Consider the following 24,781-nt stretch of genomic DNA (forward strand, 5'->3'; position numbering starts at 1 on the left):
CCCGCATCCGCGCCTTCATGGTGGTGATGGCGCTCGTGGTCACCGTCTGCATCGGGCGCGCGTTCCAGTTGCAGGCCTTCGACTCCGAGGCGATGGCCGCGCAGGCTGCCGAGAAGATGCAGTCCACCCGGGAACTGCCCGCCACCCGCGGCTCCATCACGGACCGCGACGGCGTCGTGCTGGCCGCCACCGAGCCGGCGATGCTGATCAGCGTGGACCCGGACATGGTGATGACCAACGGCGCCGACAAGCGCTACCCGATGAGCGAGCGCAAGCAGGAGGAGGCCGCCGCCGCCCCGCAGGCAGTGGCCGAGATCCTGGCCAAGCACCTCGGCGGTCGACCCTCCACCTACCTTGACACCCTCACCGAGGAGGACTCGCGCTACGAGATCATCGCCAAGAAGGTGCCGGCGGCCACCTGGATCGAGATCCAGAAGGACATGAAAGCCGGCTTCGACGGCGAGGGCAGGCGCCCGTGGTGGGGGCTCTTCGCCACCTCCGATCCGATCCGCACCTATCCCCAGCGCGCACTGGCCGGCAACGTCGTCGGCTTCGTCAACGGCGAGGGCGTGGGGTCCGCAGGGCTCGAGGCCGTCCTCGACGACCAGCTCGACGGCGAGCCCGGCCAGGAGGTCTACGACGCCTCCACCTACGGCCGGATCCCCCTCGGGGAGAACGTGATGACGCCGGCGGTCGACGGCGTGGACTTCGAGCTCACCCTGGACACCGACCTGCAGTGGTTCGCCGAGCAGGCGCTGGCCGACGGCGTGAAGAAGTCGGGGGCGGCCACCGGCATGGCGGTGGTCATGAACGCCAAGTCCGGTGAACTCCTCGCACTGGCCAACAGCCCCTCGTACAACCCGGCCAACCCCGGGGCGGTGGAGGACCCCGGCGACCTGAGCAACCGTGCTGTCAGCAATGCCTACGAGCCGGGCTCGGTGCAGAAGGTCCTCACGATGGCCGCGCTGGCCGACGCCGGCCTGGTCACCCCCGACACCAAGGTGCAGGTGGAGAGCAGGATCGCCTCCGGCGGTGGCTACGTGCGGGACTCCTTCAGCCACGGCACCCTGCAGCTCACCGCCCGCGGGATCATCGCCCAGTCCTCCAACATCGGCACCATCGAGCTCGCGAGGCTGATGGACAAGGGCGACCTGAGCTCCTACCTCGCCGACTTCGGACTCGGGCAGGCGCCGGGCTCCGGCCTGCCCGCCGAGACCGCCGGCGCCCTCCCCGGCGCGGACATGGCCGACTACACGCGTGACCAGATCTCCTTCGGGCAGGGGCTGTCGGTCTCCGCGGTGCAGATGGCCGCGGCGGTCTCCGCCGTGGTCAACGGCGGCACGTACCACCAGCCGACGATCCTGAAGTCCGCCACCGCGGCCGACGGCACGGCCCTGGAACTGCCGACGCCCGGCTCCCGCCGCGTCATCTCCGAGGAGGCCTCGGACATGGTGGTGAACATGATGGAGGCAGTCATCACCCAGGTCGGGAAGGACCGCGAGATCCCCGGCTACCGCACCGCCGGCAAGTCGGGCACCGCCCAGCGCTTCGACCCCGACTGCAAGTGCTACAACGGCTACACCGCATCGTTCGTCGGCGTCGCCCCCGCGGAGGACCCGCAGTTGGTGGTCTACGTCGTGCTGGACCAGCCCCGCAACGGCAACTCCGGCAGCAGCCTGGCCCTGCCCGTGGTGAACAACATCCTGCAGATGGCTCTGCCGCGCTACAACGTCCTGCCGTCCACCACGCCCGCGCCCGAGGAGCCCCTGACCTATGAGTGACGCCGCCATCAGGCCCTCCGGGATCACCGCGGTGCCCCTCGCCACGCTGCTCGGGGGCCTGGACCTGCGCGGCGACGCCGACGCACCCGTCCTCATCACGGGTATCAGCCTCGACTCCCGCGACATCGTCCCCGGCTCGCTCTACGTGGCGCTGCCCGGGCGGCACGTGCACGGAGCCGACTACGCGGCGGCCGCCGTCGCCGCAGGCGCCGTGGCCGTGGCCACCGACGCCGCCGGGGAGCGGGCCGCCCGCGCCACGGGCGTGGCGACCGTCGTCTCCGATGACCTCCGCCGCCAGATGGCGCTGCTGAGCAGCCGGGTGTTCGGCAACCCGGGCTCGAAGCTGGAGTTGCTGGGCGTCACTGGAACCAACGGCAAGACCACGACCGTCGCGCTGCTGGAGGCAGGCCTGGCCGCCGCCGGGAGGCGGGTTGGCACCGTCGGCACGCTCGGTTTCCGCCTGGACGGGCTGGCCGTCCCCTCGGGGCGCAGCACCGTCACCACGCCCGACTCGCCGGACCTCAACGCACTGCTGGCCGTGATGCACGAGCGCGGCGCCGACGCGGTTGCGCTGGAGGTCTCGAGCCACGCCATGAAGCTCGACCGCGTGGTGGGGCTGCGGTTCTCCGTGGCCGCCTTCCTGAACCTCGGCGAGGACCACATGGACTTCCACCACGACGTGGAGGACTACTTCGAGGCCAAGGCGTCCCTGTTCACCCCGGATTACACGGACCGGGCGGTGCTCTGGACCGACGACGAGCGCGGCGCCGAGATCGCCGGTCGTGCGGCTGCGGCCGGTCTCGAGGTGATCACGGTCGGGACCCGGGAGCAGGCACAGTACCGGCTCAGCGGGTACGAGCCGGTGGCCCCGCTGGGCGGCCGCGCCACGCTCACCCGTGATGGCTCCTCGGTGGAGTTGCGGATCGGGATGCCCGGAACCTACAACATGATCGACGCGGCCGTGGCCTTCGCGATGCTGGAGACCATCGGCACCGATCCCGACGACATCCTCGCCGGCCTGGCCGTCGCGCAGGTGCCCGGACGAATGCAGGCGCTGGAGCTGGGCGACGACGCTCCGACGGTGGTCGTCGACTTCGCCCACACGCCCCAGGCGGTGGCCGCTGCCCTTGACGCGCTGGTCGGCTCCTTCGACCGACTGGTCACGGTCGTCGGGTGCGGTGGCGACCGGGACGCTGCCAAGCGGCCCGCCATGGGGCGCGCGGCCGCAGAGCGCTCCGACGTCGTGATCATCACCGACGACAACCCGCGCACCGAGGACCCGGCCACCATCCGGGCCGCCACTCTCGCAGGTGCGCTGGAGGTCGGGGGCGACACCTTCGTGGAGGAGGTCCCGGGCCGGAGGGCAGCCATCCAGAGGGCGCTCGAACTGGCTGATCCGGCTACTGTTGTGGCGGTTCTAGGAAAGGGCCACGAGCAGGGGCAGCATGTTGGGGGACAGGTTCTCCCCTTCGACGACGCTGTCGAGGCTCTGAGCGCCTGGGACAGGATCAGGGAAGGAAGGTCATGAGGCCACGCAGGATCTCGGAACTGGTGGAGCTGATGCAGCCGGCAGCGGTGGAGGTGTTCGGTGACGACGCCGTCGTCGGGCCGGACGTAGTCATCGACAACCGTTCGGCGACCCCAGGATCGCTGTTCGTGGCCGTCCCCGGCCAGCGCGTCGACGGCCATGACTTCGCCGCATCCGCCGTCGAGGCTGGGGCCGCGGGCGTCCTCGGGACCCGGGCCACCAGGGCCGACGTCCCGCACCTGTTGGCGGAGGACCCGGTCCTGGGCCTGTCCTGGCTGGCCCGTGGCATCGTGCGCGAGGCCCGGGCCCGTGGGCTGGTGAGCATCGGCGTGACCGGCAGCTCCGGCAAGACGAGCACCAAGGACCTGTTGGCCCAACTCCTCGAGGAGGCCGGCGACACCGTCGCGTCCGAGGGCAACCAGAACAACGAGGTGGGCGTTCCGCTCACCGCATGCCGCGTCAATGACTCAACCGAGTTCCTGATCAGTGAGATGGGAGCCCGTGGGGTCGGGCACATCTCGTGGCTGACCTCCCTCGTCGGCCTGGACGTCGGCGTGGTGCTGAACGTCGGCACCGCCCACGTCGGGGAATTCGGCGGCATCGAGCGGACCGCACAGGCCAAGGGCGAACTCGTCGCGGACCTCGCCCCCGACGGCTGGGCGGTCCTCAACGGGGACGACGCCCACGTCACGGCGATGCGCCACCGGACCGAGGCCAAGGTCGCCTGGTTCGGGGAGGGTGAGCTCCCTGCCGGGGACATGCAGGTGCGCGCCACCGGTATCAGCACCAACGTGATGGGCCAGCCCTCGTTCACCCTCGAGGTGACCCGTGACGGGCGCACCGACTCGGCACAGGTCTCGCTCAGCGTCGTCGGCCGCCACCAGGTGTCCAACGCCCTGGCCGCTTCGGCGGCGGCACTGGCGGTGGGGCTGGACCTCGAGTCGATCGCATCGGTCCTGTCGCAGGCCGAGCCCCGCTCGAGCTGGCGGATGGAGCTGCGTACGAGGCCCGACGGCGTCCTGGTCCTCAACGACTCCTACAACGCGAACCCCGACTCCGTCGCGGCCGCGCTGCGGACCGCTGTCGAGCTCGGGCAGTACCAGCGCGCCGAGAATCCCGGGGCACGCGTCATCGCGGTGCTGGGGGACATGCTCGAGCTCGGGCCGCTGGCCGAGGAACTCCACGTCGCCATCGGTCGCCTGGCCGGTGATCTGCGGGTCGACGAACTGGTGGCCGTGGGCGAGTACGCCCAGTACCTGGTCTCGGCGGCCGAGGAGGAGGGCCTGAGGGCGCGGGTGCTCGCCCGCGAGGAGGTGGCCGGCTCGCTGGCGCTCTCGCCCGGTGACGTCGTCCTGGTGAAGGGCTCGCGCGGTATCGGCCTGGAGAAGGTGGCTGAGGAACTCGTGTCCGGGGGCGCCGCCCGATGATCAACATCCTGCTGGCCGGCGGCCTGTCCCTGCTGTTCGTAATGGTCGCCATGCCTCGCTACATCCGCTTCCTGACGGCCCGTCAGTACGGCCAGTTCGTTCGCGAGGACGGACCCAAGCAGCACCTCACCAAGCGCGGGACCCCCACCATGGGCGGCCTCGTGATCGTGGTGGCCGTCGTGCTGGCCTACTTCCTGTCCCACCTGATCCTGTGGAAACCCATCTCGATCTCCGCGGTGCTGCTCCTGGGACTCACGGTGGCGCTCGCCTTCCTGGGCTTCCTCGACGACTGGGCCAAGATCTCCAAGGAGCGCTCGCTGGGGCTGACGGCGCGGGGCAAGCTGGTGGGGCAGTTCCTGATCGGGGGCACGTTCGCAGTGCTCGCGCTGAGCTTTCCCGACGAGCGCGGCCTTCGGCCCGCCACCCAGTTCGTCTCCTTCCTGCGGGACGTGCCCTGGTTGTTCCTGCCCTTCTTCCTCGCCGTCATCTGGATCCTGTTCCTGACCATGGCCTGGTCGAACGCGGTCAACCTCACCGACGGCCTCGACGGCCTGGCCGCCGGCAGCGCCACCCTGGTGTTCGCCGCCTACGCGGTGATCAACATCTGGCAGTTCAACCAGTGGTGCTCGCGGACCTCCACGGCCGGACCACGGTGCTACGAGGTCCGGGACCCGCACGACCTGGCAGTCGTGGCGCTGGCGCTCGCGGGAGCCTGTTTCGGGTTCCTGTGGTGGAACGCGAAGCCGGCCAAGATCTTCATGGGCGACACCGGTTCCCTGGCACTCGGCGGCGCACTCGCCGGGCTGTCCGTCATGACCCGTACCGAGCTGCTGCTGGTGGTGCTCGGGTTCCTGTTCGTGATGGAGGTCGGCTCCGTCGCGCTGCAGGTGGCCTACTTCAAGTCGACGGGCGGCAAACGCATCTTCAAGATGTCGCCGATCCACCACCACTTCGAGCTCCTCGGGTGGCAGGAGGTGACCGTCGTGATCCGGTTCTGGATCATCTGCGGCCTGTGCGTGGCGTTGGGGATCGGGATCTTCTACGCGGAATGGGTGGTCACACAATGACCAAGGACTGGATGGACAGCGCCGACAGGCTCTCCGACTGGCCATCCGCCAAGGTGGTGGTCGCCGGGCTCGGCGTGTCAGGCTTCGCGGCCGCCGACGGGCTGGTGTCGCTCGGTGCGCAGGTCACCGTGCTCGACGAGTCCGAGGCCCACGCCGACAAGGCCGACCTCCTCGAGCGGCTCGACGTCACCGTGCGGCTCGGGAAGGGGACCACCGCCGCCCTGCCCGAGGATGCAGACCTGGTGGTCACCTCACCCGGCTGGCGCCCCTCTGCGCCGCTGCTGCGGCAGGCCGCCGAGCGCGGGGTCCCGGTCTGGGGCGAGACTGAGCTGGCCTGGCGGATGGTGCAGCCCGACAGGGCGGCCCCGTGGCTCGCGGTCACCGGCACCAACGGGAAGACCACCACCACGACGATGCTGGCGTCGATGCTGACCGCCGCAGGGTTGCGGACGGCGGCGGTCGGGAACATCGGCCGCCCCATCATCGAGGCCGTCCTCGACGACGAACCCTACGACGTGCTGGCCGTGGAGCTCTCCAGCTTCCAGCTGCACTGGATGAACTCCGTGCGGATGCACTCCGCCGCGGTGCTCAACCTGCACCCGGACCACCTCGAGTGGTACGAGGGCGCCCCCGACGCCTTCGACCGCTACGTCGCCGACAAGGCCAGGATCTACGAGGGACTCACGCACTCGGCCGTCTACAACGTGGCCGAGCCCGCCACCGAGCGTTTGGTGGAGGAGGCCGACGTCACAGAGGGTGCCCGCGCCATCGGCTTCACCCTCGGCACCCCGGGCCTGAGCATGGTCGGCGTCGTCGACGACCTCATCGTCGACAGGGCCTTCGTCAGCCAGCGCAGGGACTCCGCCCTGGAACTCGCCAAGGTCTCCGACGTCGTCCCGTTCGCCCCGCACAACGTGGAGAACGCCCTCGCGGCGGCGGCGCTGGCACGCAGCTTCGGCGTGCCGGCCAGGGCCGTCTCCCAAGGGCTGAGGGACCTGCAGGTTCCGCAGCACCGGATCCAGACGGTGGCCCAGGTGGACGATGTGACATGGGTGGACGACTCGAAGGCCACCAACCCGCATGCGGCCGACGCGGCCATGCGTGCCCAGGAGTCGTTCGTGTGGATCGCCGGCGGCCAGGCCAAGGGCGTCTCCTTCGACGACCTGGTGGCACGGCACGGGGGCCGGATGCGCGGGGCAGTGGTGCTCGGTGTGGACCGGGCCGAGATCGCGGAGGCTCTTGCCCGACACGCACCCCAGGTCCCGGTACACGTGCTCGACAACCCCGACACTGGGGTGATGGAGGAAGCCGTTCGACTCGCAGGCGACATGGCCCGTCCGGGAGACGTGGTCCTGCTCTCCCCGGGGTGCGCGAGCCTTGACATGTTCACCGGCTACGCCGACCGCGGCGAGGTATTCGCCGCAGCGGTCGAGCGCCTCACGAGACGGATCGACGAGGAGTAGGACATGGCAATCGCGACCGACGCAGCTTCCCCGGCCCGGCCGATCGACACCACCACGAGCTCGCGCCGCCGCGTCGTGGCATCCCCACTGACCGACTACTACCTGGTCGCCTTCACCGTCACCATCCTGTGCGCCATCGGCTCGCTGATGGTGCTGTCGGCATCCTCAGTGCTGGCGCAGGCGCAGGGCTCCTCTCCCTACTACTACTCGATCCGACAGTCCGTGTTCCTCGCGGTCGGCATCGTCGCGGCGGTCCTGATGAGCAGGCTCCCCACCAAGACCCTGCGCGGCCTCGGCTGGGTGGGGTGGTCCCTGTCCGTGCTGGCGCTGCTGCTCGTCCTCAGCCCGCTCGGCCACAACGTGAACGGCAACACCAACTGGGTCAACATCGGCGGGGCCAGGTTCCAGCCGTCGGAGTTCGCCAAACTCGGCCTGGTCATCTGGGCCGGGTCCGTCTACCACGCGCGCCGCGGTCGCCTGCACGAGCCGTTCCAACTGCTCGTCCCCTTCATCCCCGGTGCCGGGGTGCTGCTCGCGCTCGTCCTCGCCGGCCGGGACCTGGGCACGGGCATGGTGATCGGCCTCGTGGTGCTCGCGCTGCTGTTCTTCGTGGGGACGCCGTTCCGAGTGCTGGTGCCGCTGGTCCTCGGGGCCGCGGGCCTCGTCGGCGTCCTGCTGCTCGGGTCCTCCAACCGCATGAGCCGCATCATGGTGTTCCTGGATCCCCAGTCCAACACCGACCTCTCCTCGCAACCGATGGCAGCCCTGTACGCGCTGGCCTCCGGCGGCTGGTGGGGCCTCGGGCTCGGTGCCAGCAAGCAGAAGTGGGGCGGGCTGAAGGACGCCGCCCACACCGACTACATCTTCGCGGTGATCGGCGAGGAGCTCGGGCTCTTCGGCGTTCTGCTCGTGATAGCGATGGTCGCGCTCCTGGCCCGCGCAGGGTTCTCGATCGCTCTGAAGTCGGACAAGATCTTCAACCGCATCGTCGCAGCCGGCATCACGGCATGGTTCCTGATCCAGGCCCTGATCAACATCGGCGTGGTGCTGCACCTGCTGCCGGTGCTCGGCGTCCCCTTGCCGTTCGTCTCCTCCGGCGGCTCGTCGCTGCTGGCGAACCTGCTCGCCGTTGGCGTACTGCTGTCACTGGCGCGTGACACCCCGCAGGCACGCAAGCACCTGGCGGCCCGGCGCAAGAAGTCGCGCCCACGCATGACCAGCGTCCTGGCGGCCGGGAGCCGCAAGTCATGACGAGCATCGTCCTGGCCGGCGGCGGCACCGCCGGCCACACGTCGCCCCTGATCGCCACCGCGAAGGCGCTCCAGCAACTGGAGCCCGACGTCCGGCTCGTCAGCATCGGCACCGCGAAGGGACTCGAGACGAGGGTGATCCCCGCGGCTGGCCTGGAACTGGCGCTCATCACGCCCGTGCCGCTGCCGCGACGCCCGGGGATGGAACTGCTGAAGCTGCCATGGCGCCTCACGAAGTCCGTCCGCGAGGCGCGGGCCGTCCTGCGTCGGGCCGGCGCCCAGGCCCTCGTCGGGTTCGGAGGCTACGTGTCCATCCCGGCCTACCTCGCGGCCCGCACCATGCGGGTGCCCGTCGTCGTGCACGAGGCGAACAAGCTCGCCGGCATCTCGAACCGGATCGGTGCCCGGTTCGCGGCATTCACGGCCATCACCTTCCGGGAGACCGAACTGCCCGGCTCCACGCTCATCGGGATGCCGATGTCGAGCACCATCACGCACCCGAGCGTGGACAAGGTCGAGGCCCGGCGCCGGTTCGGCCTGGACCCGCAGCGCCCGACCCTGCTGGTCAGCGGCGGCTCGCAGGGTGCGGTCCGCATCAACGAGGCGGTCCTCGGCGCGCTGGATGAGATCCTCGGCGCCGGGGTGCAGGTGCTGCACGTCCTCGGGCCGAAGAACTTCTCGGAGGACTCCGCGGTGGTGGAGCACGCCTCCGGGGCGCGCTACCTCCCGGTTGCGTTCGTCGAGGACATGGCGGTGGCCTACGCCGCCGCCGACCTGATGGTGGCCCGGGCGGGAGCCGCGACGGTCATGGAGACCGCCGTGTCCGGCCTGCCGGTCGTCTTCGTCCCGCTGCCCTGGGGCAACGGCGAGCAGGCGCGCAACGCCGCCGAACTCGTCGCCGCCGACGCGGGCGTGATGCTGCCCGAGTCCCAGCTCAGTGCGGGTACGCTGGCAGCATCGGTGGTCCCACTGGTCACCGACTCCGCACGGCTCGCCAGGATGTCCGACGACGCGCGCAGGCAGTACCCTGCCGACGCCGCCGAGAACTTGGCGCGAGCCGTGCTCGAAGCAGCCCGTACGAAAGAAGCGAAGTGACCCTTCTCAACCCCATCGAAGTCGTTCCGGCGAATGAGGTCGGTCCGGTCCATTTCATCGCGATCGGCGGCTCCGGGATGAGCGGCATCGCGAGGATGTATGCGGACCTGGGGATCCCGACGTCCGGCTCGGACCAGAGCGACTCCTCCACCCTGCGCTCGCTCGAGCGCAGCGGCATCCGCACCTATGTCGGCCACGACGCGTCCCAGCTGGGCGACGCCGCCACGGTCGTGATCTCCTCCGCCATCCGGGCCGACAACGTCGAGCTCGTCGAGGCCCGGCGCAGGGGACTGCGGATCTGGCACCGCTCGGCGGCACTGGCGGCGCTGATGGTGGGCAAGCGGGCCGTCTCGGTGGCGGGCACGCATGGCAAGACCACCACCACCGCCATGACCGCGGTCATGCTGGCCGAGGCCGGCGCGGAGCCGAGCTACGTCATCGGCGGCCCCCTGTCCACGACGGGCTCCAGCTCGGCTGTGGGCTCCGGCGAGGCCTTCGTCGTGGAGGCCGACGAGTCCGACGGCTCCTTCCTGCAGTACCCCACCGAGATCGCGGTGATCACCAACGTAGAGGCGGACCACCTCGTCAACTGGCGGACCCCGGAGGCCTACGCCGACGGCTTCCGCGCCTTCGCCACGCGGCCCGCGGTGAAGTACGTGGTGATCAACGTCGACGACCCGGGCTCGCGCAGCCTCGCGGACGACCTCGAGGGGGAGGGACCGCAGATCATCCGCTACGGCGAGTCCCCGGACGCAGACATCCGCATCACCGACGTGACCCCCGACGGCAACGGCGTGCGCGCCACCATCACCTTCGGCGAGGACAGCGGCGAGATTCGGCTGCAGGTCCCGGGCAACCACAACCTGGCCAACGCGTCGGCCGCGTACGGCGCCGGCAGGATCCTCGGCCTGGGCCACGACGCCGCGGTCGAGGCCCTCGGACGGTTCGAGGGCACCCTGCGCCGGTTCCAGTTGATCACCGACACCGCCGGCATCCGGGTGTTCGACGACTACGCGCACCACCCGACCGAGATCCGGGCCGCCCTCACCGCCGCCCGCCGCGCCACCGAGGCGGGCAACGAGGCCACCGGGCTCCCCGGTCGGCTGATCGCCTGCTTCCAGCCGCACCTCTACAGCCGCACCGTCGACTTCTCCGACGAGTTCGGCGAGGTGATGACCATGGCAGACGTTGCGGTCATCAACGACGTCTGCGGTGCCCGCGAGGACCCGATCCCGGGGGTCACCGGCGAGCTCGTCGTCGACGCCGCCATCAAACACGGGGCCAGGGACGTGCACTACGTCAAGGAGAAGTACGACCTCCCGGACGCGCTCAACGAGCTGGCCCGCCCCGGCGACCTGGTCATCACCCTCGGCTGCGGCGACGTCACGATCGTGGGCCCGCTGCTCGCGGACCTCCTCGAGCAGCGCCCGGAGGCTGGCGCCCGTTGAGCAACACGACGTCGCCGGGCGCCTTCGCGAAGGCGCTGCAGGAGCGACGCCGCAGACAGAACCGGCGCAAGCTGTTCGGGATCATCTCCGGGGCGGGGGTCCTGCTGGTCGGCGCACTCGTCGTCTGGCTGCTGTTCTTCTCCTCGGTGTTCGCCGTCACGGACGTCCGCGTCACGGGCAACCAGTTGCTGGCAACCGAAGAGGTGGTCCAGGTGGCGGGGGTGCAGACCGGGCTGCCGCTGCTCACCACTGACATCGACGCCGTCGGCAGCCGGGTGGCCGGGCTCGTGCCCGTCGAGGGGGTGACGGTGGAGCGCAGCTTCCCCGGCACCATCGCGATCGAGGTGACCGAGCGCACCCTGGTGTACCAGCGGCTCGACGGGGCGCAGTACCAGTGGGTGGACCGGCACGGGGTGGTGTTCAACACCGCCTCCACCCCGGAGGCCGGGGCGCTCGTGGCGGAGACCGCCACCGCCGAGCCACGGCTGCTCGCGGACGTGGCGACCGTCGCCACCTTCCTGCCCGAGGAGCTGCTGCCGCGCGTCCAACTGGTGACCGCGGCGGCCGTGGACCAGATCGAGATCGGCCTCACCGACGGTGACGTGGTGGTGTGGGGCAGCGCGGAGCAGTCCGAGCTCAAGGCGGAGGTGCTCACGGCCCTGCTGTCGGTGGAGGCCGAGGTCTACGACGTGTCCGCGCCCGGGTACCCGACCACCAAGTAGGATCGGACGGAGGTCGCGCCACGACCAAACCCTGAAGTAGCACTTGAGGTGGTTTGGGGCGGTTCGGCCCGGATGTTGGACGACCAAGTGTCACGACCCATAGCCTCATACGCAGAGCAGCACGGGTTGCGACGACGAACAGTAGGGCAGGTAATGGCAAGCGCATCACAGAACTACCTCGCGGTCATCAAGGTTGTCGGCGTTGGCGGCGGTGGCGTCAACGCGGTCAACCGCATGATCGAGGCGGGGCTCCGAGGAGTGGAGTTCATCGCGGTCAACACCGACGCCCAGGCGCTCCTGATGAGCGACGCGGACGTGAAGCTGGACATCGGACGCGACCTCACCCGCGGTCTCGGCGCAGGTGCCGACCCCTCCAAGGGCAGGCAGGCGGCCGAGGACCACTCCGACGAGATCGAGGAGGCGCTCAAGGGCGCCGACATGGTCTTCGTGACCGCCGGCGAGGGTGGTGGCACCGGCACCGGTGGCGCACCCGTGGTCGCCAAGATCGCCCGCTCGCTCGGCGCGCTGACGATCGGCGTGGTCACGCGGCCGTTCTCCTTCGAGGGGCGTCGCCGCTCCACCCAGGCCGAGACCGGCATCGAGTCCCTCCGCGAGGAGGTCGACACCCTGATCGTCATCCCGAACGACAAGCTGCTCCAGATGACCGACCACCAGGTGGCCATCCTGGACGCGTTCAAGCAGGCGGACCAGGTGCTGATGCAGGGTGTCTCCGGCATCACGGACCTGATCACCACCCCCGGCCTCATCAACCTCGACTTCGCGGACGTCAAGTCAATCATGAGCCAGGCCGGCTCGGCCCTCATGGGCATCGGGTCGGCCCGAGGCGAGGACCGCGCCCGCGCGGCCGCCGAGATGGCGATCTCCTCGCCGCTGCTCGAGGCCAGCATCGATGGCGCCCACGGCGTCCTGCTCTCCATCGCCGGCGGCAGCGACCTCGGCCTCTTCGAGGTGTCCGCGGCGGCCCAGCTCATCGAGGAGGCCGCGCACGACGAGGCCAACATCATCTTCGGCACCGTCATCGATGACGCCCTGGGAGACGAGGTGCGTGTCACGGTGATCGCGGCCGGTTTCGACGGCGGCAGCCCGCAGAAGCGCCAGAACTCCCGCCCGGACGTCGCCCGTCAGGCACGCCCTGCGCAGCAGCCCGGCCACCAGCCGCAGCCTCCGCAGGCACGTCCCCTGCCCTCGTCCCAGCCGGTTCAGCAGGCACAGCAGCCGCAGCAGCGTCCCGCTGCGCCGCGGCCTCCCGAGGACGACGAACTGGACGTGCCCGACTTCATGAAGTGAGGCCCCTGCGGCCCGAAGCGCGAATGCCCCGACATGCCCCGGCGTGTCGGGGCATTTGAACGCCTGTGCGGGGTTCCCAGACGGTAGTCTCGGCGGCAAGTGTTTATAGGAGGCGACAGTGGGCGTGCGCAAACTTGCCGAGTGGATGGGTATCGTCGAGGACGACCGCTACCGGGACCAGAACGACGAGGCCTCGGAAGAGCTCTCGCAGGATGTGTACGTCGACGAGGAGCCGGTCGAGGAGGTGAGTCGGGTGTCCCGACTTCCAGAGCGTCCAGAACGCCACGAGCGTCGTCGCCCCGTGGCCGTCGCACCGGAGCCCGAGGTGGCTGACATCAGCCGCATCGTCAGCGTGCGTCCGCGTTCCTACAACGAGGCCCGCGCCATCGGTGAGAACTTCCGTGACGGCATTCCCGTCATCATGAACCTCTCGGACATGGAGTCGGGTGAGGACAAGCGCCTCGTCGACTTCGCGGCCGGCCTCATCTTCGGGCTGCGCGGCAACATCGAGCGGGTCTCGAGCCAGGTGTTCCTGCTCTGTCCCGCGAACCTCGTGGTGGGTCCCGAGGACAAGGAGCGCCTCGTCTCCGGCGGCTTCTTCAACCAGAGCTGAACGGCCAACCCGAAACCCACACTTGAGGCATCGTTGGTCGCGACGCACGGTTAGAGTAGCCTGATCGTCGACGCCGGGCGGTTCGCCGCCCGGTACCGCACTACCCAGACAGTTGGAGAAAAGAATGAGTCTCACCCTGGAAGAGGTCCGTCGAGTCAGGTTCCGCATGGCTCGCCGCGGCGTCACCGGATACGACGTCGCCGATGTCGACAACTTCATCGACAAGGTGGAGGAGTCCTTCGGGCAGTTCGAGAACGAGCGTGACCTCCTCCGTCGTGAGGCGCAGTCCGCGGGTGGCCAGGGCGACGGCGCCCCGGCGGTGGACCCTCAGGAGCTGGCTGCCAAGGACAACGAGATCGCCAACCTCCGCGCGGAGGTGGAGCGCCTCAATGCCGCCACCATGCAGCAGCCGGCGGTGGCGCAGCAGGTGGGCGACGACGGCCAGGTTGCGGAGCTCAACAGCCAGAACGAACAGCTGCGGGCCGAGCTGGCCCGCGTGCGGGGCGAGCTCGACGAGATCCGCACCCAGCGTGTCAGCGAGATCTCGGGACAGTCCGAGCACATCACCGTCGGCACCCGCGAGGAGGCCAGCCCGGCCGTCATCCGCTTGGTGCAGCTGGCCACGGAGCAGGCCGAGCAGCTCGTCTCCGAGGCGGAGCAGGAGACGCAGCGCAAGCTGGCCGACGCCAAGCAGCAGGCGCACGAGATCACCACGGACGCCCGCACCAAGGCCGAGCGCATCGAGTCCGAGGCCCGCGTCAACGCCGAGCAGGTGCGGCGCGAGGCCGAGGAGAACGCAGCCCGCGTCAACACCGAGGCCGACGCCCGCCGTGTCGAGCTCTTCGCCGACCTGGAGCGTGAGCAGGGCGAGCTGACCGGCAAGGTGTCCGCCCTGCGGGAGTTCGAGGGGAGCTACCGCGAGAACCTGCGCAACCTCCTGACGCGCAACCTGACCGCCCTCGACCAGGAGAACCCCGAGCCTGCCGAGGTGCCCGAACTGGCACAGCGACAGGACTCGGAGACCCCGCGCCTGGATGCTCTGGCGCACGGTTCCGAACAGTAACTGACAAGGACCGCGGAGGGGCCGACACCGATCAGGTGTCGGCCCGTTCACGTCCAGGTTGAAAAAGTGGTCCGGGGGTGTAGCATCACCGGACAGTCCGACCTAGGAAAGCAGACATGTCCACGAAGAATGCAGGCCCGGCCGCAGAGCTCCCCGTCCGTTCCGGAGAGGATCCCTGGACCCCGGAGGAGATCGACGAACAGCGCCAGATGCTCGTCGACGAGGTCGACCGACTCGACCGCAAGGTGGCGGCCACGGAGGAGGAGCTTGAGGACCTGCTGCGCGGCGGCACCGACGGTGCCGGGCGCGACCCCGCGGACGTCGGGTCCAGCAACTTCGAGCGCGACCAGGAGTTGTCGCTGGCCCAGAACGCCCGCGAGATGGCGGACCAGGCCCGACTGGCCCTGAAGCTCTTCGACGAGGGCCAGTACGGCCGCTGCGAGGTGTGCGGCGACCCGATCGGCAAGGGCCGGCTGCAGGTGTTCCCGCGCGCGACGCTGTGTGTCACGTGCAAGCAGCGCGAGGAGCGACGCTGAGCCGCAGCGGTCCCTCGCGGCTGGGCATCCGCCTGACCGCGCTCGGGATCGGCCTGCTCGGGCTCGGGCTGGACCAACTCTCGAAGCACGCCGCACTGGCCAACCTCGAATGGGGAGAGCCCGTCAACGTGCTGGGCCCGGTGCTCAGGTTCACGCTGATCAGCAACCCGGGAGCTGCCTTCGGGCTGGGCAGCGGCTCGACGCTGGCGCTGTCGATCTTCGCCATCCTCGCATTCGTGGCGTCGCTGGTGATCGCGCTGCCGCGCATCACCAGGATGTCTCACGCCGTCGCGCTGGGACTGCTCCTGGCCGGGATCACGGGGAACCTGCACGACAGGCTGCTCAGGGACCCGTCGCCCCTCTACGGCCACGTGATCGACTTCCTGCAGCTGCCCTACTTCGCGATCTTCAACATCGCCGACATGTGCATCACGGCGGCCGCCGCGCTCATCATCATCCTGAGCTTCCGGCACATCTCCGACGCTGCGCAGGAGCCGGAGGAGGCCGCCGCGTGAGCGTGTTCCTGGTGCCCGACGGCCTGGCGGGGGAGCGGATCGACTCCGTCGCAGCCCGGGTCTCCGGGTACAGCCGCAGCCGGATCGAGGCGCTGATCGGCGAGGGCGGGGTCAGCCTGGATGGCGCCACCGTCACCAAGCCGTCGGCCCGCGTGGCAGCCGGCCAGCTCCTCGAGCTCGCCGAGGCCGACCTCAAACCGGACCGCCCGGTCGTCCGCCCCCGGGTGGCCGAGGGGATGGCGGTGGTCCACGAGGACGCGGACGTCATCGTCATCGACAAGCCGGCCGGCGTGGCGGCGCACCCCAGCCTCGGGTGGGAGGGTCCTTCGGTCACCGAGCACCTCGCCGCCGCCGGGGTCCGCATCTCCACCTCCGGGGCGGCCGAGCGGCAGGGCGTGGTGCAGCGCCTCGACGTAGGCACCAGCGGCCTGATGGTGGTCGCCAAGTCGGAGATCGCCTACACCATCCTCAAGCAGGCCTTCCGGGACAAGACCGTCGAGAAGACCTACCACGCGCTCGTGCAGGGTCACCCCGACCCCTTCACGGGGACGATCGAGGCCCCCATCGGCAGGCACCCCAGCCACGAGTGGAAGATGGCCGTCATGGAGGGTGGGCGCGCCAGCACCACCCACTACGACACCCTTGAGGCGCACCGGGTCGCGACGTTGCTCGAGATCGGTCTCGAGACGGGCCGCACCCACCAGATCCGCGTGCACATGTCGGCCATCGGCCACCCCTGCTGCGGAGACCCCCTCTACGGCTCCGACCCGGTACTGGCACAGCGCCTGGGGCTGCAGCGGCAGTGGCTGCACGCGGTGGAACTGTCCTTCGACCATCCGCGCAGCCGCGAACGCGTCACCTTCCGCTCGGAGTACCCGCAGGACCTGGCTGCGGCGCTGGACGTCGTTCGGGCCGGATGATCCCACAGGGGGACCCGGGCTTCAGTTGTGGCAGCATTCCGGTAGTGTGATCCCGTGCGCAGAGCAAAGATCGTATGTACCCTAGGCCCCTCTTCCGAAACCACTGAGCGTCTGGTCGACCTGGTCAACGCCGGTATGAACGTGGCTCGTCTCAACATGAGCCATGGCGACTACAACGAACACGGCACCCGGCTGAAGGCCGTCCGCGAAGCGGCGGAGATCACCGGCCGGACCGTCGGCGTCCTCGCGGACCTCCAGGGCCCCAAGATTCGTCTCGGCCGGTTCGCCGACGACCAGAAGCACTTCCTTGACCGTGGCTCCCGCTTCACGATCACCATCGACGACATCGAGGGTGACGCCGAGCGCTGCTCGACCACGTACAAGGGACTGCCCGGGGACGTCCGCGTCGGCGACGACATCCTCATCGACGACGGCAAGGTCGGCCTGAAGGCCATCGAGGTGACCGACACCGACGTGGTGTGCGAGGTCACCGTCCCGGGCCCCGTCTCGAACAACAAGGGCATCAACCTGCCCGGCGTCGCAGTCTCCGTCCCCGCCCTGAGCGAGAAGGACGAGGCGGACCTCCGCTGGGCCCTCGCCCAGGACATCGACATGATCGCCCTGTCCTTCGTCCGCAGCGGAGACGACATCAAGCGCGTCCACGAGATCATGGACGAGGAGGGCCGTCGCCTCCCGGTGATCGCGAAGCTCGAGAAGCCACAGGCGATCACGAACCTGCAGGCCATCATCGACGCGTTCGACGCCTTCATGGTCGCCCGCGGTGACCTCGGCGTGGAGCTGCCGCTGGAGGACGTGCCGCTGGCACAGAAGCGGATCATCCGCGCCGCCCGCAAGTGGGCCAAGCCGGTCATCGTCGCCACCCAGATGCTCGAGTCGATGATCTCCTCCCCGCGCCCCACGCGCGCCGAGGCCTCCGACGTCGCCAACGCAATCCTCGACGGTGCGGACGCGGTCATGCTCTCGGGCGAGACCTCCGTCGGCGACTACCCGATCGAGACCGTTGCGACCATGGCGAAGATCGTCGAGTACGCCGAGCGCGAGGGCCACGAGGAGATCCACGAGATCGACTGGGATCCCCACACCACTGGTGGCGTCCTCGCGAAGGCCGCCGTCGAGGTCGCCGAGCGCGTCGACGCCCGCTACATGGTGGCCTTCACCAAGTCGGGCGACACGGCTCGCCGCCTCTCCCGCCTCCGCCCGTCCATCCCGCTGCTGGTGTTCTCCCCGGAGACCACCACACGCCAGCAGATGACCCTCTCGTGGGGCGTCAACACGCTGGTCACGGAGAACTTCGACAACCAGGAGGACATGGTGGCCCGCGTGGACCGCTACCTCCGCGAGGCGGGCCTGATCGAGGTCGGGGAGCGCATCGTCATCCTCTCCGGTTCCCCGATGGGTGTTCCCGGCAAGACGAACAACCTGCGTGTCCACAAGATCAAGGAAACCGGCACCGGCTCGGAGGCCTGACACGCGCCAACAGACAGTGAAACAGCTGGGGCCGCCCTCGGGCGGCCCCAGCTGTTTCCATCGTGTTGCGTACCCAGGAGGGGATTCGAACCCCCAAGGCCTTGCGGCCAGACGGGTTTGAGCCGTCCGCGTATACCATTCCGCCACCCGGGCAGGTGCGCTGAACATTGTGCCACAACTGCGCGGAGTGCCCCCGCGCCGCCCGACGCGCTAGTATTGTGAAGTTGCACTCAGGTGCACGTCCCCCACATTTTGACGAACGAAGGATGAGGCGATTCATGCCGGACGATAAGAGCCCCAGGAAGGTTCTCGTTGCTGAGGACGAGGCGCTCATCCGCCTGGACCTCGTGGAACTGCTCACAGATGAGGGTTTCGAGGTCATCGGCCAGGCGGCCGACGGCGAGGAAGCCGTCAAGCTGGCCCGCGAGCTGGAGCCCGACCTGGTCATCATGGACGTCAAGATGCCCAAGATGGACGGCATCACCGCCGCCGAGGTCATCGCCGAGGAACGAATCGCCCCGATCGTCATGCTCACGGCCTTCAGCCAGCGTGACCTGGTGGAGCGCGCCCGCGACGCCGGTGCCATGGCCTACGTGGTCAAGCCCTTCGACGCGTCCGACGTGGTGCCCGCCATCGAGATCGCCATCGGCCGCTTCGCGGAGATCAAGGCCATCGAGGACGAGCTGGCCTCACTGGAGGACCGGTTCGAGTCCCGCAAGATCATCGACCAGGCCAAGGGCATCCTGCAGGAGAGCCTGGACCTGACCGAACCCGAGGCGTTCCGCTGGATCCAGAAGACCGCCATGGACCTTCGCAAGTCGATGCGCGAGGTCGCACAGGGCGTCATCAGCCACCGCAAGAAGTGACGTGCGGGGCCGCTGGCCCCCTTCGGCACCACGCACCCGGGACCTCGGTCCCGGGTGTATCTGTTTCCGGGGTCGGCGCTCTTGAGAGGTGAGCGGCGGGTGGGGGACCCGCCCCAGAACCCGAGGAGGTGGCCCTCATGGCCGCACTCGATCCGAAGACCGCCCGCATGGTCGCGGGCGTTGAGCTGAACGCACTCGCGCTGACCGGCGTGTTCCCGAAGGAGCAGTTGGCCGGCGCGGAGGTCGTGGAGGAGGCCACCGCGATCCACGACATCGACGGTGAGGTACTGTTCCACCGGTTCGCAGTGGTCCGCGGGCGGGAGGACGTCGGCGCCGTCGACGTCGCCGCCGACGAGGTCCTCGGCGACCTGCTGCTGGCCTACGGGGACGGCCAGACCTGGAACCCGAAGGCGCTGCTGGGTGAGGCCCGCCAGCGGGGCATCGAGGGAGGGATGGGGTGCGACGACTTCGACGAGCTCAGGTTCGTCGCCTACAGCTACCCGAAGCTCGCCGTACAGTTCCTGCGCACGGGCGAGGAGGTGGCGATGCTGGAGCTGTTCACCTGGGTGCCAGTGCCGCCGGCCGGGGAGTCCGAGCACGAGCCGCTGCGCCCGGGTGCCTTCGAACGCTGGAGCCTCCGGCGCGAGCTCGGCGACGAGGACCGCAAGCTCCGGTCCGAGAGGTTCAACGAGCGCCTCGGCGCGATCAGGGACCTGCGGGAGCACATGCACGAGTTCGGGCTGATCCCGTGGCGGATAGAGCCCGAGCGCTGGTGGGAGGTCATCGTCATCAGGCTCGTCGAGACGCGCGAGATCCGGTACTCCCTGCGCTCGAGTCACCACACATCCTGCTACGAACTGCGGGGACAGGAGACCAACGTCTGGTGCGTCGCCGCCAGCACGCAGATGCTGCTCGACTTCTACCGCTACGAGTACACCCAGACCCGGCTCGCGGAGGAGTTGGGCCTCGGGACCCACGCGAACCCGAACGGGCTGCCGTACAGCCGCGTCGGCGACGTCGTCACCGCGATCGAGGCGCTCACGAGTGACGCCCTGGACGCGACGATGGTCACGAACCCGACGTTCGCGACCTTCCGCAACGAGATCCGCGCCAACCGGCCGCTGGTCAGTTTCGTGCCGGGACATTCCCGCACGGTCGCCGGCTACACCCAGAACCTCATCCCGGTCCTGTCGCGCAACAACTTCCAGGGGCTGCTCGTCTACGACCCCTGGCCTCCCAACGCCGGAGTGATCACTCGCTGGGAGAACTTCGCCACGCAGGTGTACCAGTACGCCTACACGGCCCGGGTGGGGAAGGTGTGACCATGGCCTCCGCCGCCGAAGCCCGAGCACGGGCCGGGGAGTTCACCGACACCCCGGCCCTGCTCGGCGCGGCCCTGCAGATCAGGGACGCGTCGGGAGTGCCCTCCGGCTGGTTCGTTCCCGTCGTGGACGGTGCCCGCATCAAGGGTTTCGTCGAGCTGCGTCCGGACCTGCAGCACCGCAGGACGGCTGGCTTCGGGACGCCCACCTGCGCCGCTGCCTGGCTCGACCCGGACGTGGTGGTCCACCGCGCGAGGCGGGAGGCCAGTGCCGGGGAGGTGCTGGGCGAGCCCTACCTGTCCTTCGACGGCACCCCCGACCGCCTCGCCTGGGCCGTGCCCGTGGGCGGTCCGAGGGGGCCGCGGGTGGTGTGGGTGGCCGGCGAGGCCGCCTGGTCCGGTCCGGCCGCCACCGGTCTGGGGTGAGCGCTCAGTCACACGAGTTGGCAGGTGATCCGGCCGAGTGCCGTGCGCCGGCCCTGCTCGTCGGTGATCTCCACCTCGTACACGGCGATCCTCGAGCCCAGGTGGACCGGGGTGGCGACGCCGGTCACGACACCGCTTTGAGCCGAGCGGATGTGGGTGATGTTGAGGTCCACCCCGACGGCGGCCCTGCCTGAGGTCCGCGCGTGCGCGACGGCGCCCATCGAGGCGAGACCCTCCACGAGCACGGCGGAGGCGCCGCCGTGCAGGAGCCCCATGGGCTGGCGGTTGCCCTCCACGGGCATCGTCCCCACCACACGGTCCGCGGAGAGGTGAGTGATCCGGATGCCCATGGCGTCGTGCAACTCGGACGAGAGTTCCTCGGCCCACTCCGGGACTGCAGCAGTTGTCATGCGCCAACTGTAGAGTCGTCGCCGTGACTGACAAGCCCCGCCTGCTCCTGATCGACGGCCACTCCGTGGCCTACCGCGCCTTCTTCGCCCTACCGGTGGACAACTTCGCCACCCAGACGGGGCAGCACACCAACGCGGTGTTCGGGTTCACTTCCATGCTGATCAACGTTCTGCGCGACGAGCAGCCCACCCACCTGGCGGTGGCCTTCGACGTCTCCCGGCACTCCTTCCGCACCGAGAGCTACCCCGAGTACAAGGCCAACCGGGCCGCCTCCCCGGACGAGTTCAAGGGGCAGGTGGCGCTCATCAAGGACGTGCTGTCGGCCCTGAACATCCAGTTCCTGGAGAAGGAGGGCTACGAGGCCGACGACGTGATCGCCACGCTGTCCACGCGCGCCGCCGCGGAGGGCTTCGACGTGTTCATCTGCACCGGTGACCGGGACGCGATGCAACTCGTGAACGACAACGTCACGGTCCTCTACCCCCGCAAGGGCGTCTCGGACCTGGCCCGCATGACCCCGGAGACCGTCGAGGAGAAGTACCTCGTGCCGCCCGCGAGCTACCCGGAACTCGCGGCGCTGGTGGGGGAGACCAGCGACAACCTGCCCGGCGTGCCCGGCGTGGGCCCGAAGACGGCCGCCAAGTGGATCCGCGAGTACGACGGGCTGGACAACATCATCGCCCGCGCCGAGCAGATCAAGGGCAAGGCCGGGGAGTCCTTCCGCGCCCACATCGAGGACGTCCGCCGCAACCGCCGCCTCAACGCCCTGGTGCGGGACCTCGAACTGCCGCTCGCCCCGGCGGACGCCGAACGCGTCGACTGGGACCGTGAGCGCGTCCACGAACTCTTCGACGCCCTCGAGTTCCGGGTGCTGCGGGAGCGACTGCTCGAGCTCGCGCCCAACGAGCCGGTTTCCGAGGAGGGCTTCGACGTCGAGGGCGACGTCCTGGGGGCGGGCGAGGTCGCTGACTGGCTGGCCGAGCACGCGCAGGACCGTACCGGCGTGCACTTCGTCGGCCACTGGGGCGCAGGCACCGGAGACCTGCTGGGGCTGGCCCTGGCAGGTGCCGACGGCGCCGGCGCCTACGTCGACGTAGCGGGTCTCACACCCGAAGACGACGCGGCACTGGCGCGGTGGCTCGCGGACGAGACGCCCCGGAAGGTGGTCCACGAGGCCAAGGGCCCGACGTTGGCGGTGTGGGCCCGTGGCTGGGACCTGCGCGGTGTCGGCTTCGACACGCTGCTGGCCGCCTACCTGCTGCGCCCGGACCAGCGCACGTTCGACCTCGCCGACCTGGTCCTGCGCTACCTCAAGCGCGAGCTGGCCGCGGAGAAGTCCGGGTCCGACGACGCGCAACTCAGCTTCGAGTTCGAGGACGACGCCGAGGAGGCGGCCGCTGACGCCATGCTGCGCGCCCGGGTGGCGCTCGACCTCGCGGATGCCCTCCGCGTGCAACTCGCCGAGCGGGACTCGGAGGACCTCCTGGCCAAGGTCGAGCTCCCGTTGCAGCGCACCCTGGCCGTCGCGGAACGCACCGGTGTGGCAGTCGACGTGGATCGGCTCGACGCGCTTCGCGCCGAGTTCGACAACGCGGTTGCGCAGGCGCAGGCCGCAGCCTTCGACGTGCTGGGACACGAGGTCAACCTGGGCTCGCCGAAGCAGCTGCAGACCGTGCTGTTCGACGAGCTCGGGATGCCCAAGACGCGCAAGACCAAGTCCGGCTACACCACCGACGCCGACGCGCTGGAGGGACTGTTCGCCAAGACCGAGCACCCGTTCCTCGGGCACCTGCTGGAGCACCGGGACCGGATCCGGCTGCGGCAGACGGTGGACGGCCTGCTGGCGGCGGTGCAGCCGGACGGCCGGATCCACACCAACTACGTCCAGACCATCGCAGCCACCGGGCGGTTGTCCTCGACGGACCCCAACCTGCAGAACATCCCCATCCGCACCGCGCTTGGCCGCCAGATCCGCAGCGCCTTCGTTCCCGGCGCGGGGTACGAGTCCCTGATGACGGCCGACTACTCCCAGATCGAGATGCGGATCATGGCGCACCTCAGCGAGGACGAGGGCCTCGGCGAGGCCTTCCGCTCCGGGCGCGACTTCCACAACGAGATGGCGGCCAAGGTGTTCAACGTCGCCGGCGACGAGGTGGACGGGGAGATGCGGGCCAAGATCAAGGCGATGAACTACGGCCTGGCCTACGGGCTGAGCGCGTTCGGCCTGTCCAAGCAGTTGAAGATCTCCGTGGGTGAGGCGAAGGAACTGATGGAGGACTACTTCGCCCGCGTCGGTGGCGTGCACGACTACCTCGCCGACGTGGTCTCGGAGGCCCGCACGCGCGGCTACACCTCGACGATGCTGGGGCGCCGCCGCTACCTGCCGGACCTCACCTCCAGCAACCGGCAGCGCCGGGAGATGGCGGAGCGGGCGGCGCTGAACTCACCCATCCAGGGCACGGCCGCCGACATCATCAAGGTGGCCATGATCAACGTCGGACGCGCCCTCGACGAGGCACGCCTGAACAGCCGCATGCTGCTGCAGGTGCACGACGAACTGGTGCTCGAGGTGGCACCGGGGGAGCAGGACACGGTCGCGGACCTGGTCAGCGCCAACATGGCGGGCGCCATGGAACTGACCGTGCCGTTGGCAGTCTCCGTCGGCGTCGGGGAGTCGTGGTTCGCCGCGGCCCACTGACCGGGCGGCCAGTCAGAGACTGACGGGCTCGGCGTAGAACAGGATCCTGGAGTCCCAGATCTCGGTCTCGCGGTCGAAGTCCCAGCAGATCACCATGGTGAGCAGGGGGTCACCCTCGAAGTCCACCATCACGTCGGAGTCCACGTCGTACTCGTCCACCCAGATCTTGGACGCCTCGACGAACTCGTAGCAAGCGGTGCGGCCGTCGGCACCCTCGATCTTGATGAGGTCACCGGGGACGAGGTTCGCGCCCGCGTCGTCGTACATCTCGTTGCCGAGCGCGCCGCCGTTGCGGTAGGTGTGGATGGACATGACCACCTTGCCGCTGTCCGAGCCCGGACGCGGTCCCTGGTTCCACCAGGAGGCGGTACGTGGCTGGTCCATGGGCGGTGCGGCGATGTTGCCGTCGGCGTCAAGGCCGAGGCTCAGCACGCGCTCGTCCGCCTCGGGATTGTCCATCCGGAACGTGTCCGGGACGAAGCCCTCGGCGTCGATCGGGTCGCAGTCGGCGTACTTGGCGTCCGCGGTCGTGGACGGCACGGAGCTCGGGGAGACGGACTGTGAGGGGGTGGCGGACGGCGGCACCGTCACCGAGGTCGGGGACGGGGTTGGTCCCACGCTGGGCTCCGAGGGGCGGATCACCAGCCACGTGGCGACCGCGGCGACCAGAGCCACTGCGACGACGATCGTGAGCACCCGCCAACGGGTGGGCATGCCGGATCTCCCTGCCACACTGGAATCAGTCACACGCCCCAGCCTAGCGGGGTGGTGGAACATCGTTTGACCGTGGTTGTCCGCGCAGCTAGGCTTATGGGGCGCTGTGACCTGCCCACCC

At 69.6% G+C, this 24,781-nt stretch carries 22 protein-coding genes and 1 tRNA gene; 20 read left to right on the plus strand and 3 right to left on the minus strand.

Features of this window, described 5'->3' with window-relative positions:
- Positions 1-17: 17 nt before the first annotated feature.
- The 16 genes from FOJ82_RS07200 (at position 18) to pyk (ending at position 18,224) form a co-directional block, all read left to right on the plus strand.
- The gene (locus FOJ82_RS07200; RefSeq protein ID WP_143937997.1) at positions 18-1,781 is read left to right on the plus strand and encodes a peptidoglycan D,D-transpeptidase FtsI family protein; all 1,764 of its coding nucleotides are present in this window, start codon (positions 18-20) and stop codon (positions 1,779-1,781) included.
- Entirely contained in the window at positions 1,774-3,309 is a 1,536-nt protein-coding gene (locus FOJ82_RS07205) for a UDP-N-acetylmuramoyl-L-alanyl-D-glutamate--2,6-diaminopimelate ligase (protein ID WP_143937779.1), read from the plus strand. Before FOJ82_RS07200 ends, FOJ82_RS07205 begins: the two co-directional genes overlap by 8 nt.
- Positions 3,306-4,736 (plus strand): UDP-N-acetylmuramoyl-tripeptide--D-alanyl-D-alanine ligase, encoded by a 1,431-nt coding sequence (locus FOJ82_RS07210; protein ID WP_143937780.1) that lies wholly within the window; start codon positions 3,306-3,308, stop codon positions 4,734-4,736. Before FOJ82_RS07205 ends, FOJ82_RS07210 begins: the two co-directional genes overlap by 4 nt.
- The gene (gene mraY, locus FOJ82_RS07215) at positions 4,733-5,803 is read left to right on the plus strand and encodes a phospho-N-acetylmuramoyl-pentapeptide-transferase (protein WP_143937781.1); all 1,071 of its coding nucleotides are present in this window, start codon (positions 4,733-4,735) and stop codon (positions 5,801-5,803) included. The genes FOJ82_RS07210 and mraY overlap by 4 nt, the downstream gene beginning before the upstream one ends.
- Complete coding sequence (murD, locus tag FOJ82_RS07220; RefSeq protein WP_143937782.1) at positions 5,785-7,266, plus strand: UDP-N-acetylmuramoyl-L-alanine--D-glutamate ligase; 1,482 nt, start codon at positions 5,785-5,787, stop codon at positions 7,264-7,266. The genes mraY and murD overlap by 19 nt, the downstream gene beginning before the upstream one ends.
- Positions 7,267-7,269: 3 nt before the next feature.
- On the plus strand, positions 7,270-8,517 hold the full coding sequence (gene ftsW, locus FOJ82_RS07225; protein WP_143937783.1) for a putative lipid II flippase FtsW: 1,248 nt from the start codon (positions 7,270-7,272) through the stop codon (positions 8,515-8,517).
- A complete protein-coding gene (gene murG / locus FOJ82_RS07230) occupies positions 8,514-9,611 on the plus strand; it encodes an undecaprenyldiphospho-muramoylpentapeptide beta-N-acetylglucosaminyltransferase (RefSeq protein ID WP_143937784.1) in 1,098 nt (365 codons plus the stop codon). The genes ftsW and murG overlap by 4 nt, the downstream gene beginning before the upstream one ends.
- On the plus strand, positions 9,608-11,059 hold the full coding sequence (gene murC, locus FOJ82_RS07235; protein WP_143937785.1) for a UDP-N-acetylmuramate--L-alanine ligase: 1,452 nt from the start codon (positions 9,608-9,610) through the stop codon (positions 11,057-11,059). Before murG ends, murC begins: the two co-directional genes overlap by 4 nt.
- Positions 11,056-11,781 carry a cell division protein FtsQ/DivIB gene (locus FOJ82_RS07240; protein ID WP_143937786.1) on the plus strand — a complete coding sequence of 242 codons (726 nt, stop codon included), beginning with the start codon at positions 11,056-11,058 and terminating at the stop codon, positions 11,779-11,781. The genes murC and FOJ82_RS07240 overlap by 4 nt, the downstream gene beginning before the upstream one ends.
- A 153-nt stretch (positions 11,782-11,934) precedes the next feature.
- Entirely contained in the window at positions 11,935-13,089 is a 1,155-nt protein-coding gene (gene ftsZ, locus FOJ82_RS07245; RefSeq protein ID WP_143937787.1) for a cell division protein FtsZ, read from the plus strand.
- A 145-nt stretch (positions 13,090-13,234) separates the two neighbouring features.
- Positions 13,235-13,702 carry a cell division protein SepF gene (locus FOJ82_RS07250; RefSeq protein WP_143937998.1) on the plus strand — a complete coding sequence of 156 codons (468 nt, stop codon included), beginning with the start codon at positions 13,235-13,237 and terminating at the stop codon, positions 13,700-13,702.
- Positions 13,703-13,826: 124 nt separating this feature from the next.
- Positions 13,827-14,765, plus strand: a complete 939-nt coding sequence (locus FOJ82_RS07255; protein ID WP_143937788.1) for a DivIVA domain-containing protein — start codon at positions 13,827-13,829, stop codon at positions 14,763-14,765.
- Between the two features lie 116 nt (positions 14,766-14,881).
- The gene (locus tag FOJ82_RS07260; protein ID WP_143937789.1) at positions 14,882-15,301 is read left to right on the plus strand and encodes a TraR/DksA family transcriptional regulator; all 420 of its coding nucleotides are present in this window, start codon (positions 14,882-14,884) and stop codon (positions 15,299-15,301) included.
- Complete coding sequence (lspA, locus tag FOJ82_RS07265) at positions 15,274-15,816, plus strand: signal peptidase II (protein WP_185975668.1); 543 nt, start codon at positions 15,274-15,276, stop codon at positions 15,814-15,816. Before FOJ82_RS07260 ends, lspA begins: the two co-directional genes overlap by 28 nt.
- Positions 15,813-16,736 (plus strand): RluA family pseudouridine synthase, encoded by a 924-nt coding sequence (locus tag FOJ82_RS07270; protein ID WP_143937791.1) that lies wholly within the window; start codon positions 15,813-15,815, stop codon positions 16,734-16,736. Before lspA ends, FOJ82_RS07270 begins: the two co-directional genes overlap by 4 nt.
- Before the next feature lie 54 nt (positions 16,737-16,790).
- Positions 16,791-18,224, plus strand: a complete 1,434-nt coding sequence (pyk, locus tag FOJ82_RS07275) for a pyruvate kinase (RefSeq protein ID WP_143937792.1) — start codon at positions 16,791-16,793, stop codon at positions 18,222-18,224.
- 70 nt (positions 18,225-18,294) lie between these two features.
- Here pyk and FOJ82_RS07280 read toward each other — a convergent pair.
- Positions 18,295-18,377: transfer RNA gene (locus tag FOJ82_RS07280), tRNA-Leu, on the minus strand.
- Between the two features lie 125 nt (positions 18,378-18,502).
- On the opposite strand from FOJ82_RS07280, the gene FOJ82_RS07285 reads away from it, so the two are divergent.
- From FOJ82_RS07285 to FOJ82_RS07295, 3 genes are all read left to right on the plus strand, one after another.
- Positions 18,503-19,090, plus strand: a complete 588-nt coding sequence (locus tag FOJ82_RS07285) for an ANTAR domain-containing response regulator (protein ID WP_221933057.1) — start codon at positions 18,503-18,505, stop codon at positions 19,088-19,090.
- Between the two features lie 137 nt (positions 19,091-19,227).
- On the plus strand, positions 19,228-20,412 hold the full coding sequence (locus tag FOJ82_RS07290) for a C39 family peptidase (protein ID WP_143937794.1): 1,185 nt from the start codon (positions 19,228-19,230) through the stop codon (positions 20,410-20,412).
- A 2-nt stretch (positions 20,413-20,414) separates the two neighbouring features.
- The gene (locus tag FOJ82_RS07295) at positions 20,415-20,837 is read left to right on the plus strand and encodes a hypothetical protein (protein ID WP_143937795.1); all 423 of its coding nucleotides are present in this window, start codon (positions 20,415-20,417) and stop codon (positions 20,835-20,837) included.
- A gap of 8 nt (positions 20,838-20,845) precedes the next feature.
- Here the strand turns inward: FOJ82_RS07295 and FOJ82_RS07300 are convergent, their stop codons facing one another.
- Positions 20,846-21,247, minus strand: coding sequence for a PaaI family thioesterase (locus tag FOJ82_RS07300; RefSeq protein WP_143937796.1), 402 nt, complete (start codon positions 21,245-21,247; stop codon positions 20,846-20,848).
- Between the two features lie 23 nt (positions 21,248-21,270).
- Between FOJ82_RS07300 and polA the strand changes: the two genes are divergently transcribed.
- Complete coding sequence (polA, locus tag FOJ82_RS07305) at positions 21,271-23,946, plus strand: DNA polymerase I (RefSeq protein ID WP_143937797.1); 2,676 nt, start codon at positions 21,271-21,273, stop codon at positions 23,944-23,946.
- Positions 23,947-23,958: 12 nt separating this feature from the next.
- Here polA and FOJ82_RS07310 read toward each other — a convergent pair whose 3' ends face one another.
- Entirely contained in the window at positions 23,959-24,693 is a 735-nt protein-coding gene (locus tag FOJ82_RS07310) for a class F sortase (protein ID WP_143937798.1), read from the minus strand.
- Between the last annotated feature and the right edge of the window lie 88 nt (positions 24,694-24,781).

This window comes from Tessaracoccus rhinocerotis (assembly GCF_007197885.1).
GTDB classification, from domain to species: Bacteria; Actinomycetota; Actinomycetes; order Propionibacteriales; family Propionibacteriaceae; genus Arachnia; species Arachnia rhinocerotis.